Origin of the sequence: Pedobacter sp. HDW13, assembly GCF_011303555.1 — a bacterium.
GTDB lineage: Bacteria > Bacteroidota > Bacteroidia > Sphingobacteriales > Sphingobacteriaceae > Pedobacter.
This window is the reverse complement of record NZ_CP049868.1, coordinates 5,293,537-5,306,640: the sequence shown is the minus strand read 5'-3', so window position 1 is coordinate 5,306,640 and position 13,104 is coordinate 5,293,537. Positions and strand designations below refer to the sequence as shown.

Annotated in this window: 10 protein-coding genes; 2 read left to right on the top strand and 8 right to left on the bottom strand. The window is 40.8% G+C overall.

The window, feature by feature from the left end; translation table 11 throughout:
• Nucleotides 1–45: 45 nt before the first annotated feature.
• Genes G7074_RS22035 through G7074_RS22005 form a run of 7 tightly spaced genes read right to left on the bottom strand, consistent with a single transcriptional unit; the run spans nt 46 to nt 8,565 of the window.
• On the bottom strand, nt 46–1,311 hold the full coding sequence (locus G7074_RS22035) for a PAS domain-containing sensor histidine kinase (RefSeq protein WP_166211416.1): 1,266 nt from the start codon (nt 1,309–1,311) through the stop codon (nt 46–48).
• On the bottom strand, nt 1,295–2,668 hold the full coding sequence (locus G7074_RS22030; RefSeq protein ID WP_166211413.1) for a sigma-54 dependent transcriptional regulator: 1,374 nt from the start codon (nt 2,666–2,668) through the stop codon (nt 1,295–1,297). Before G7074_RS22030 ends, G7074_RS22035 begins: the two co-directional genes overlap by 17 nt.
• 20 nt (nt 2,669–2,688) lie before the next feature.
• Nucleotides 2,689–3,873 (bottom strand): ABC transporter permease, encoded by a 1,185-nt coding sequence (locus G7074_RS22025; RefSeq protein ID WP_233603892.1) that lies wholly within the window; start codon nt 3,871–3,873, stop codon nt 2,689–2,691.
• Nucleotides 3,874–3,891: 18 nt separating this feature from the next.
• Nucleotides 3,892–5,127 carry an ABC transporter permease gene (locus G7074_RS22020; protein WP_124560384.1) on the bottom strand — a complete coding sequence of 412 codons (1,236 nt, stop codon included), beginning with the start codon at nt 5,125–5,127 and terminating at the stop codon, nt 3,892–3,894.
• A 9-nt stretch (nt 5,128–5,136) separates the two neighbouring features.
• A complete protein-coding gene (locus G7074_RS22015) occupies nt 5,137–5,802 on the bottom strand; it encodes an ABC transporter ATP-binding protein (RefSeq protein WP_124560385.1) in 666 nt (221 codons plus the stop codon).
• A 51-nt stretch (nt 5,803–5,853) separates the two neighbouring features.
• Complete coding sequence (locus G7074_RS22010) at nt 5,854–7,314, bottom strand: TolC family protein (RefSeq protein ID WP_166211410.1); 1,461 nt, start codon at nt 7,312–7,314, stop codon at nt 5,854–5,856.
• Nucleotides 7,315–7,317: 3 nt separating this feature from the next.
• Nucleotides 7,318–8,565, bottom strand: coding sequence for an efflux RND transporter periplasmic adaptor subunit (locus G7074_RS22005; RefSeq protein ID WP_166211407.1), 1,248 nt, complete (start codon nt 8,563–8,565; stop codon nt 7,318–7,320).
• Nucleotides 8,566–8,816: 251 nt separating this feature from the next.
• Here G7074_RS22005 and G7074_RS22000 point away from each other — a divergent pair, with 251 nt between their 5' ends.
• Entirely contained in the window at nt 8,817–9,080 is a 264-nt protein-coding gene (locus G7074_RS22000; protein ID WP_124560388.1) for a hypothetical protein, read from the top strand.
• Here G7074_RS22000 and G7074_RS21995 read toward each other — a convergent pair.
• The gene (locus G7074_RS21995) at nt 9,048–9,674 is read right to left on the bottom strand and encodes a TetR family transcriptional regulator (RefSeq protein WP_124560389.1); all 627 of its coding nucleotides are present in this window, start codon (nt 9,672–9,674) and stop codon (nt 9,048–9,050) included. The two genes, G7074_RS22000 and G7074_RS21995, sit on opposite strands and share 33 nt — an antisense overlap.
• Nucleotides 9,675–9,864: 190 nt before the next feature.
• Between G7074_RS21995 and G7074_RS21990 the strand changes: the two genes are divergently transcribed.
• Entirely contained in the window at nt 9,865–13,077 is a 3,213-nt protein-coding gene (locus G7074_RS21990; RefSeq protein ID WP_166211404.1) for a TonB-dependent receptor, read from the top strand.
• The last annotated feature ends 27 nt before the right edge of the window (nt 13,078–13,104 follow it).

Genomic DNA, 13,104 nt, shown 5'->3' with positions numbered 1-13,104 from the left:
TATAGCGAGGAAAAACTTTGATTTTCTTATTTTTTTAAACCACTACTACATCAACCTGATGGTAAAGCGGGTATCTTTTTCGCCGAAGGTTTTTAATGAGAATTCGAAGCCGTGGTTTAGCAGAATTTCCCTTACGAGGGTTAAACCTATGCCCTGTCCGTCTTTTTTGGTGCTAAAAAACGGGCTAAACAATTGTCCGATATTTTCCTTGGCTACGCCCTTGCCCGAATCCGTAATTTCAAGTGTCTTCTTATTTACATCGATAGTAAACAAAATAAATCCACCGTTTTCAATTGCTTCAATTGCATTTTTTATAATGTTAATCAACGCTTGCTCCATTTGTTCTACATCGGCCATGATCAGGTATGGTTGATCAGGGAGGTTGAATTTAAAGCTGACCTGTTTTTCATTTGCCTGAAAAAACATGAGTTCGGAAACCGATTTAAGTAGGCCTACGATATCAATCTGTGCTTTTTTGGCCATGGGTATTTTAACCAGATCGGCAAAATTGCGCATAAACATATTCAGGTTCTGGTTCCTGTCGACTGCAATTTTAAGTGCGCTCTTCAACTGGTCGTCGGCTTCGTTTAGCCATAAATGCTGTTGAGCCAAAGCAGTGTTCATGATGGAATTTACCGGACCAACGGTGTTGTTTACTTCGTGCGCCATCATGCGGATAACCTTACTGTAAACATTTTTTTCGGCCTCAAAAATTTCAGCGGTAACTTCCTCCATCATTACAAAAATACGCTCAAAACCCCGGTCCATAAACCTCGATTTTTGAATCTTAAAGGTATGTAAACCATCCATACGGATCGTTCTGGCAGTTCCGGTGTCCATATCCTGAATATGATTCGATAACAAGCCTGGATTAACCTGCAACACCGCTGTGGCTTTGGGGTTAATCTGCTTAATCTGTCCATCAAAATCAAGCACAATAATGCCTGTTGGTGAAGTCTGGATAAGTTTTTCAAGAAAAAAATGCTGTTCCTGTTGTCTAGTGCGTTCTTTCCGCAATTCATCTATCATGCGGTTATACACATCCACCAGTTCATCTACCTCTTTTTTGCCTGTAAATAAAAATTTGACGTTAAAATCCTGGTCTTTTATGGCTGAAATACCCTGTCTTAAATAAGTAAGCGGCAGGATAAGCTGCTTGTAGAGATTGAGCGAAATTAATACCGAAATGATGATAAAAACCTCTGTAAGCATGAAAACAACCTTATTATCCTGAAAGATAAAAAAGCTCATGACCAGGCAAATTAGGTGCAGGATAACCAGAAACAGGATGTATTTAGTCTTCAGTTTCATTAAACGGAATTTGATATTTTTCCAGGCGACGATAAAGTGCATTTCGGGTAATGCCCAGCGATGCAGCGGCTTTGGTAATCCTGTTTTTATGGAAATTCATGGCTTGTTTAACCATTTCTGCCTCCATTTGGTCGAGAGTCATGGTGCCCACCCCCGGAAGTTTTACCTGTTCGTTTTTTAATGGCGATAAATTTAACTGGGCTTTGAAATCCTCTGGGCCCAATTCTTCGTTTCTGCTAATTAAAACCGTTCTTTCGACCAGGTTTTTTAACTGGCGGATATTGCCAGGCAAAGGCAACCGCTGCAGCCAGCGCATGGCCGCCCCTGAAACCGTTAAATCGGGGCGGTTATAAATTTCTTTCATGTTATTGATAAAGAAATTTACCAGCAAGGGGATATCTGTAGCGCGTTCCCTAAGCGCAGGCAAATGAATGGTAATTAAATTAATACGGTACAAAAGGTCTTCCCTGAAAAAGCCTGCGTTCACCATTTCGTTCAGGTTTTTATTGGTGGCGCAAACTACACGGGCATCAACGGTTTTGGTACGGCTGCTACCTAAAACCTCGTAAGTTCTATCTTGCAGTACGCGTAATAACTTTACCTGACTTGCCGTTTCCAGATCGCCGATTTCATCTAAGAAAATGGTTCCTTTATTGGCCATTTCAAAGCGGCCTACCCTATCAAAGCGGGCATCAGTAAAAGCTCCTCGCACATGACCAAACATTTCACTTTCGAATAATGAGGCAGAAATACCACCCAGATTTACCTTAACAAAAGGCTTTGCAGCACGCATACTATTTTCGTGTATGGCCTCTGCAATCAATTCCTTTCCGGTACCGCTCTCGCCGGTAATCAAAACCGAAGCGTTGGTTCCGGCTACACGACCAATGGTTTCTAAAATATTCAGCAGGCCTGTATCTTCGCCAATAATTTGTTTAAAATTGTATTTTTTATCCAGCTCCTTGCGTGTACGCGATAGTGGCTGTTGCTGGTTGAGCTGAAGCAGGGTTTTTACCGACTGGAGCACATAATCGTTATCCCAGGGCTTATTGATAAAATCGTTTGCGCCAAGCTTCATTCCCTGTACTGCCAGTTCGATGCTTGCCCAGCCCGTAATCAGGATGATTGGAACCGCTGCATCAAAATTTCTGATTTTTTTAAGCAGTTCCATCCCTTCTTTTCCAGAGGTATCGATCGAAAAGTTCAGGTCAAGGATAATGAGTTCGGGACTTTGCGTTCTAATAATTTCAAAAGCCTTAACCACTTCATCTGCGATAAGCACTTCATTTCCTGCACTTTTTAACAGCAACGAAAGCGAAGTTCTTACCGCAATATCATCATCAACAATTAATATCATATACGAAGTTAAGATAAGTATTATTCTTCATGCAATGCAATAGCAGGATGAATACCTGCAGCTTGTTTGCCGGGATACAATGAGCAGGCAAAAACCAGCAGATAAATAAACAAAATGGACAGCAGCATGGCCACGATATACACACTTGCCGGAATATTGAAAACGCTGAGCAAAGGAAACTGAATGGCAAAAAAGCAGCCTATTATCAACGACATGGTAGCCAAAATCATGGCCTCCATCACCAATTGATACGATACGGAACTGCCACTAGCCCCTATGGCACGTCTCAGGCCGATTTCGCTTTTTCGCTTATTGATATTGTACCATAGCACACCGAATAAGCCCAATGCCACATTGATAATGAGAAAACCAGCAATGATGATAAAAATGACCATCGGAATAATGGTAACTTCATTTTTAGCATCGCGCATTTCGCTCAGGTGCTGTATTTCAACCGAATTTTTCATGGTGTTGGTCATGATTTTATACAGTTGGCTTTCGAAAGTAGCATCGGCACCATCGCGCACTTTAACGAGGATGTTGTGGTTATTTCGTAAGTATCCGGTATCTAAGCGGCTAAACATAGCATTGCCAGCTGGCCAGAAATCGCCGTTTGCTTTGATATCCTGTACCACACCAATCACTTTCATTTTCTCTTTATCTTCGTAATCGCCAATGAGTTTACCTATGGCATTCCCCTCGCCAAACATCTGCTTCTTCAGTGTTTCGTTAATGATGAGGTTTTTGTTTTTGGTTACGGCATCTTCTGGTAAAAACCATCTGCCTGCAATCAGGGTAATGTTCCATACCTTTTTATAATCTGCTCCTATTACATAATTGTTTACATAACCGAAACGCTTCCCGTTTAAATGCAATCCAGTAGTCATGGTACTGTTAGCGTATGGAAAATTTGAACCAGAATAGCTTACCTCTTCAATCTGGGGCATAGCCTTTAGCGAGTTATACAAATTATCGTAAAAGATGCTGAGCGAATCGCGGTCTTTAGTTAACAAGCCGTTATCGTAACTGATTGACCATACTTTTTTATAGGCAAAGCCCAGTGGTTTGCTGTAATTCTGGTAATAATAGGTAAGGAAAGAAAATACCGCGAATATCACAATAAAGGAAACGAGTATTTCGGAGAGGAACAGGAAATTCTGTTTCCGTTTGTTCCATATTAATTTAAATAAATGTCTGAACATCATAATAGCTTCTATTTGGGATTATTGCGCTTTAAGTGCTTTAACTACATTAAGTTTCGACATTCTCCAGGCAGGGTAAACGCCAGAAATTAAACCAAAAAATATGCAGGCAATAAAACTGTAAAACAATACGGTAAAATTCATGCTGAGGCGCATGTTTGAAATGATATTTGCACCGTTGATGAGGTAAATAGCCAGCAATGAAAGTACAAAACCAATCAGGCCACCTAAAAAAGTCAGGATCATATTTTCGACGATAAACTGGTAAACAAGGGTTTTAGAAGAAGCCCCAAAAGCCTTACGCACACCAATTTCTGATGAACGTTCCATAATGCGGGTAACGTTAATGTTTACCAGGTTAATGGTTGGCAACAACAAAAAGAGCAATACAAAAATACTCATGATGGAAACCACCCTGGTCGTACCGTTATTTGCACCATCGCCTGCTATCCTCCGGGTCATTGAAGCAAAAAAGGGATCTGCGTTGCTGTACACCTTATCAAAATCTTTGGGTACTGGTACCCTGCGCATCATTTGTTGAAATTCCTTTTGCATTTTAGGCACATCAGCTTTGCTTTTGGCGAGCAATACCGCGTTATATGGTCCCATTAAATCGGGTTTATTGTAATTTTCAGTCGATACGGTGTATGGCAGATACATATCGCCGCTTAAGCTGTTCACCGTTTTAGATACATTGGCCACTACGCCAATTACTCGATAATTAATGTTATCAGCCGATATATACTGTCCCACCACATGGGTTACATCGCCAAAATAGTCCTTTCGGGTTTCTTCCGAAATAACGGCTACCTTATCAGCATTATCGATTTCCTTTTGTGAAAAGGGTTTACCTTCCAAAAAGCGATATTCGAGTACATTCCAGTAATCGGCATTGGTGTATTTATAGGCAATAACTATCTTTTTATTGTTTACGTAAGCGTTTGATGCTTTGGGATTAGATGAAATCGCCATTTTATCTACTGTTTTCAAGGTTGAAACATAATGTTTGAAAAAGTAAAAAGATACGTCGCTACGGTTCATCCAGCCTTCTTTGGTATTTTTATATTCCATGCTACCCACATAGAGCGAGCGTTCGCGTTTCAAATCGGGATAATCGGGACTTAAAACTTTATCCATAAATGCAGTAGTAACCATTAAAATAGTTAGCGTAAAACTGATTCCGAATAAGCTGATGAAGGTGAAAAATTTCCTCCTTTTGAGTACAGCTATGGCGATTTTAAAGTAGTTTTTTAACATAGCGGTATTTTATTGAACCTGAGAACCATCGAAAAGGCGAACCAAACGATGTGTTTTGTGTGCCATATTTTCATCATGCGTAACCATCACAATGGTAGTACCCTCGTTCTGATTGAGGTTAATCAGGATATCCATAATCTCATTCCCCATAGCACTATCTAAGTTACCTGTAGGCTCATCGGCCAAAATAATTTGCGGATTACCTACAATTGCTCTGGCAATGGCAACACGCTGCCGCTGACCACCGGAAAGCTGCGTAGGAAAATGTTTTAAACGATTGCTCAACCCTACCTTTTCTAAAGCTGCAGTAGCCAGTTTTTTCCGCTCTTTAGCTGATGAGTTGCGGTACAACAAGGGTAATTCTACATTATCAAGCACTTGTAAATCGTTAATGAGGTGGTAGCTTTGAAAAATGAAACCCAGTTTTTCGTTACGGAACCGGGCCAGTTTCTGATCTGAATAACTGCTGATATCCTGACTATCGATCTGTATATTGCCTTTTGAAGGTTCATCAAGCAAGCCCATAATATTGAGCAAAGTACTTTTACCACAACCAGAAGGCCCCATAATGGATAGAAACTCGCCCCTGGCAATGTCGAGGTTAATGCCATTTATGGCCAGCGTTTCTACCGTATCAGTGCGGTAAACTTTTTCGATGTTCTTTAAGCGTATCATAATGTTTGATATAAAATGGATGATGTAAAATGTAAGGTTTTAAATATTTATTTAATAGGTGATTTTTTTATTTTGCTCAAAATCGTAAAGGGATAAATAGCGCAGTTGGTAATATGCGGCCCAGAAATCGCGCAGAGAAGAAACGTAATCGCGTTTGGCACGGTCGTTTTCCTGGAAAGCAATGCTGAGATCGGTAATACTCAAATTTCCCAATACGTAGCGCTCACCGGCTATTTTGTATTTTTCTGCAGCAATTTTTTCGGCTTTATCCGTCAGTTGTATTTGCTCTTTCATCATATTAAAAAGGGTAACCTGTGTAACAATCTGCTGCTTAAAGGTTTGCTTATCCTGCTCAACGGCATAAATGGTAAATTGCTCATTGGCCTGTGCAGTTTTGGTGCGCGATTTAGACCTGCCCCAATCCATTACCGGAATAGAAAGCTGCAACTCTACAGATTGCTGGTTTTTGGGCGAACGATACACATCAAAGGCATTTGTTGCCGCATTTGAATAACCCAAATTAGCTCTCAAAGTGGCTTTCAAGCCATTTTCGCCTTTGGCCCTAGCTACATCCCTCCTGGCTTCGGCCAACCTGCGTACAAATGCAATGGCATCCGAGCGGTTTTCGTAAGCCTCGCTCAGTACCTTTTCTGAAGCTACACTCATTTGCGCAACCACGGCCGGCATATTCAGTTTGATCCGGTCATCGCCCTCAATGCCGGTGTAACTTCTTAGGTTCAATGTTGCAATTTCTACATCGCGCTTGGCTGTACCTACCGCCTTTTGGGCATTCAAAACTTCTAATTGCAGCTGTAAGATTTCATTTTTAGAAATTTTACCCAGTTCAAATTTGGTATCTGCAATGGTTAAAATTCTCTGGGTATTGGCGTAATTCAGTTCGGCAATATCGAGGTTAACCTGCCCCAAAAGCAAATCGAAAAAGTATTCGGTTACGGTAACCGATATTTTCTCCTGGGTTTCTATAAAAGCCTGCTTGCTTTCGTTAAACTTCAGGGGTTCAATTTTTTTGTCCCACCTTAAAGCATTAAACTGCAACAAGGGTTGCGTATAGCCCAAACCGTACGGAATACCATTGTAAAGCACGTTTTTACGGTCGAAATCATCGAAACGCTGCAATTGTGTAGTGCCGTAAATGGTACCACCGGTTGCTGCAATACTTTGGCTAAAATTTAAAGTAAGCGATGAATTATCGTAGTGTACAGGCTGAAAAAGAATGCTTCCGTTGGGCTGCTGCACCTGGGTATAGGTTTTGGTATAGCCAGGCAATACACCTTCTAAGGCTAGCTGAGGCTGGTAATTGGATTTAAATGTGCGCCACTCCCAATATTTGGTTTCTTTAACCGTAATGGCCTGCTTGGCAGCAATGGAATTGGCTTTAGCCATCGCTACCACCTGGGGCAAGGTTAACCTTAGCGTATCGTTTTTAGGGAAGGCAAAAACCCCGAAACCGATCCACCACAACAAAGGCATCATTAAAAACTTCTTTGTCATAACTTAATTGCTAATGGTTACTGTTTTAACATTTTTGTACTCGCCCATATCTGAAGTAATTACTTCGTCACCAGCTTTTAAACCACTTAAAATTTCTACATAATCGAAGTTACTCAGTCCTGTTTTAACGGTTCTGCGTTCGGCAATACCATTTTTGAGCACAAAAATTTCCTGCAGGTCGGTGCCGTTAAATGCCGGACCATTGGCCATCCTCAAAACACCATTACGTGTAGCTGTAACCAAAAAAACATCTACTTTTTGGTTTGGTCTTAACACCTTGCTATCTTTTTGGTTCAGCTGGATATCGAACGAAACAATTGCATTGTTTACTGCAGGTGAAATATTGACAATTGAGCCCCTTAACTGCGTATCGCCTATGCGAATAATAGCCGTCATGTTGTTGTGGATTTTATCCAATAAATTATCAGACATACTACCAGCAACCTTAAAACCACTTAAATCGGCAATGCGAACCAATGCATCGCCTTCGTGCACTGCTGATCCAATATTTTTATTTACCCAGGTAATTACACCCGGTCTTGTGGCAATTAAATCGGCCAGATCGAGCCTGCGTTTCAACGCATCGAGGTCATTTCGTTGAATAGCCAAAGCGATTTCTGCCTCCCTGATCTCAATTTTCATCGTTTGCTGTTTGCTCCTGATTTCATTTTCGAGCTGTAACTTTTCGAGTTCGGCAACTTTAAGTTCCAGTTCGGCACGTTCTACATCTTCTTTTGTACCACCTCCTGCTTTAAGCAATCTTTTGGCCGAAGAAACTCCATCGGTAAGATTGCTGATCCGCAATCGCTTGATGCTATTATTGGATTTGATATCGTAAAAACTTTTCTCGAGATCGAGTTTCAGCTTGCGGATCTCGTTTTGTTTCGATTCCATCTGGAACTGAAGTTTATCATAATCTGTCTGACTCACAGATTTATCGAGGGTTAAAATCGACTGGCCTTTGGTAACCTTATTACCGGCATCCATTAAAACTTTTTTAATCGATGCATTAATCGGACTGGTTAAAACTTCTTCAAATTCGGGCAGTACCTCACCGGTAGCGTTAATGGTATTTTCGATGATACCAACTTCTACCTTTGCTGTAGTAATATCGGCAAGGGTTAAAGCAGGTTTAAAATAAAACCTAACCCACCAAATGCAAGCTATAATTACCAGCAGGATGATACCGGCAATCAGGTATTTTTTCTGCTTCTTTTTCGCTAAAACTTCTTCGGCAATGAGTGTGTCCATCTAAATATTTTTAGCACATCCATTACAAGCACAATACCAAAGTTAAAATACTGAAAAACAATTATTTGAAAATTATTCAAAAACAAAAAATGCCCGATATCGAACATTTTGTTTCATATCGGGCAAAAAGAGTTGGATGAGTTTTTTAAGAATACTGCATTTTAACATACAATCATTATTCTCCAATAATGTATTTAAATAGCCTGCACTGCTAAGGGTAATTTGTTATATTGGCCGCAATTTTTAGCGATATGACAAAATTAATCATGACCTGTATAGGCTGGCTGGGTGTACTATTTTGTACTTTAGGCTACCTCTTATTAAGTTTAAAAGTAATAAAAGCAGAATCGTGGACCTTTCAGTTACTTAATGTTGTGGGCGGCCTGTGCCTGGCACTAACTGCACTTGATACGAGCGACCTGCCTAATGCAGCGGCCAACCTGTTGTGGATGACCATTGGCGTTTATGCGCTTGGCCGACAGTTAACCAGCAGAAAGCGCACCAACGAGGCTTAACTGTTCTATCCCCAAAATCTGATAAGCCTTATGTTTATAATAGCCAAGCCTTTCGGTATAGGCTTTCTTATCGCTTTCCAACGAGAGGTAAAAGTATGCCCCATCTACCAGTACGAAAATCAGATCTGCCGTAGTTTGCGGATTTTTAATTGAGGTTAATCCTTTTGCATTACAAACCTCAATCATATCTGCCAATCCTTTGCGCAACGAGTCCAGTATTAATTTATATTTCGCTTTGATCTTTTTCTCCCTAAAAGCCAGCGCGTAAAAAGTATAAAACAACCCATCATCAAAAAGCAGGTTCCATTTTTTAGAAAACAACATTTCTACCGTTTTCTGGAGGTCTTCCAGTTTCGGTTCGCCTTTATCTTTAATGGTGTAAATAAGTAAATATCGTTCCAAAATATAGTCGATCAGCGCATAACTGAGGTCTTCTTTAGTTTTAAAATAATGAATAATTAAACTTGGGTTAATATCCATTACTTTGGCAATTTTGGCTATAGAGCTATTTTCGTAGCCTTCCTTTTTGGCAACTTGATAAAATACTTTGATGATTTCCAGTTGCCTTGTCTCTTTTAGGCTTTTCCTTCCCATACTGCTGTTAATTTAATGGGGCAAACTAACCAAAGTAGTAGAATTCCACAAATTTATTTTTTCAAATAAATTAAATGAATGTTCAATCAATATATTAATTTAGTTTTAACTTAACCTTAATATGATATGTTCAATTTAGCGGCCGCCAAAAAACAACTATCACATTTAAACCAAACAATTATCAAGCAAAATGAAAAAAAAACTATTATGGATTTTTGCGCTGCTGATTTTATCGGCCAGCGCCTTTGCCCAGGGTATTACCGTAAAAGGGGTAGTCTCTGATGCAAAGACTAAAGAAACCCTCCCTGCCGTAAACATTTCGGTAAGAGGAACAAATCAGCACCTCGCTACTAATGGCAATGGTGCTTATACAATTAACGACCTGAAGGCAAATGCTATTCTGGTTTTCACTTACATTGGCTATAAACAGCAAGAAATTGCATTAAACGGACAAACAAAAATAGATGTAGCCCTAATGCCCGATTACGCTAACCTGGATGAAGTTGTAGTAGTTGGTTTTGGCACAAAGAAAAAAATCAACATTGCCGGTGCAATCGATCAGATTTCGGGCAAGCAACTCGAGTCAAGGCCGGTAACTAACGTACTGCAAGGTTTGCAGGGAATTAGCCCGGGTTTAAACATTACCTATGCCGGTGGTGCGCCAGGCTCGCTACCCAATATCAATATCAGGGGATATACTTCAATTAACGGTGGTTCTCCATTAATTGTAATTGATGGTATTCCGGCTACAAGCAACGACGATATGTTACGCTTAACCCCTTCTGATATTACGTCGTTTACCGTATTGCGCGATGCAGCTTCGTCTGCTATTTATGGTGCCAGGGCAGCTTTCGGTGTAATTTTAATCACCACCAAACAAGGCGCTGCTGGTCGTAATGTAATTAGCTACAATACTTACCTGTCATGGGCCAAACCAACTTTATTGCCTAAGCCTGTAACCGACCCTTACATTTTCTCGAGGGTACTGGAAACAGCAACAGATAACACCCCATGGGATTATGTTAATTATTCTGACGAATACTACAAGTGGGCTAAAGAAAGATCAGACAACCCATCCATCGCTGATACGCGCCTCGATCCGAAAGACCCTACAAAATGGGCTTATATGGGTAGTAACGATTGGTACAACTATTTTTTTAACAATCAGAGTTTATCTAAAAGCCATACCCTTACTTTTTCGGGCGGTGCTACTGTAAATAACAAGCCTCTAACCTATTATCTATCGGCTGATTATGCTAAAGATAATGGTTTAAACAAATTAACGGCCGATTACTGGGACCGTTATGGCTTAAGATCAAAAGTAGGTTTCTCGCCAATTTCGTGGCTTAAGGTTGATAATAACCTGAACATTTATGAAACCAAGCGGGCGCTGCCAAACTCAAGCATTACTGACCTTTATTACCTGATGCCAACCGATGTGGCTACAAACCCCGATGGTACCTGGGCCAATACATCAGCCGGGAGATTGGCTGCAAGATTGGTAGATGGCGGAAAAAGCTTACAAAACATGTTTGGCTTTCAGAACATTACAAGCGCCACTGCCCTCTTTTTAAATGGCGACTTACAGGTAAATGGTGATGCCTCTTTTAAGCGCGAGCTTTGGAAAAGCCATGCGGATGCCAAAAAATATAAAATCGGTTATGGCCCTAACGATATTCGTGAAGAAGGCGGAACCGGCTCAGTAAGCGAGAACAATGGTTACCTGTACAATAATGCCTTTAACTTATACGCCACCTATAAAAAAACAATTGGCGATCATTTTTTTAGCGCCATGGCAGGTTTTAACAGTGAAGACTACAATTATTCTGCAGTAAATGCGTCGAGACAGGTGCTTATTTCTTCATCAACACCTTATCTTTCGCTTACCAGTGGTGCGGCTACAGCAACTGCAGGCTATACTGCTTATGCCACCAACAGTGCCTTCAGCCGTTTAAACTACACTTATAAAAACAGATATATATTAGAAGCTACCGGTCGGTACGATGGTTCATCACGTTTTCCAGTTCTGAGACGGTGGGGATTTTTCCCATCAGCTTCTGTGGCCTGGATAGCCAGTAACGAAGAATTCTTTAAGCCATTGGCCCCAGCTTTCAATACATTTAAACTGCGTGCCTCTTATGGCGATTTGGGTAACCAAAATGTAGGTGACTTTAGCTATATCCAATCGTTGGAAACAAGTACATCGGGTTACCTGATTGGTGGTGCCGGCCAAAACCAGATCATTAACGGTGCACCGGGTTTAAAAATAGATCCAAAAACTTATACCTGGGAGAGGGTATCGACTCTAAATCTGGGTACTGATATCGGGCTGCTAAACGATAAACTTTCCTTCACTTTCGATTACTACATCCGTGATACAAAAGGAATGTTAGCTAATGGACAGGAGCTACCGGGTGTAATGGGAACCGCACCACCACGTCAAAATGTTGCAGATCTGCGTACTAAAGGGTGGGAACTTTCGGTATCGTACAGAGATAAGTTTATAGTAGCTGATAAACCTTTCAATTTCGAAACCAAAATATTCCTTGCCGATTCTAAGGCCAAAATTACTAAATATAAGAACGACCAGAACTTGTTTTCAAGTGCTTTCCGTGAAGGACAAACTCTTGGCGAAATATGGGGATTGGAAAACGATGGTGTTTTCCGCAGTAAAGCAGAAATTGCTGCTTTAGATGAATCGGCCATTATTCCATGGGGTGCATTATCTATTGTAGAAGGCTGGCCAAAATATGTTGATCAGGATGGCAATAAGAAAATAGAACGCGGCTTAAGTGCAAACGATCCGAAAGATTTAAAAATAATTGGTAATAGTGCCGACCGCTATACCATTGGCGCAAACCTGAATATGGACTGGAACGGTTTTGATATTTCGGTATTCTTACAAGGGGTATTGAAAAGAGATTTTTATCCGCACCATTATCTTTTCTGGGGTCCGTACCAACAGCCTTACGCAAACGTATACCCATGGAATCTTGATTTTTACCGCGGCGCAGCAGATTCTCCCGAGCAACGTGCAAAACATTCGGCTGCTTATCTGGCAGCTGGTCTGGCCGATGCCAATACCGATTCGCAATACCCTGTATTACAATCGTGGCTTGCTGATGCCAACTACGGTGCCGGATTGGATATCCCGCAAACCAAATACCTGTTAAACGGTGCTTACCTGCGTATCAAAAACGTATCATTAGGTTACACCTTCCCTGCTAAATGGACTAAAAAAGTGAGCATTAACCGTTTGCGCTTATTTGTAACCGCCGATAATCTTTATGAGTTTTCTACAATCAAGAAATTTATCGATCCTGAAGCAGTTAACCAGGGCCCATCAGCCTGGGCTTACCCTTACCAACGTAGGTATGCAATAGGTTTAAACCTTGATTTCTAATCCAACAAAGATTTATCACATTTCAAA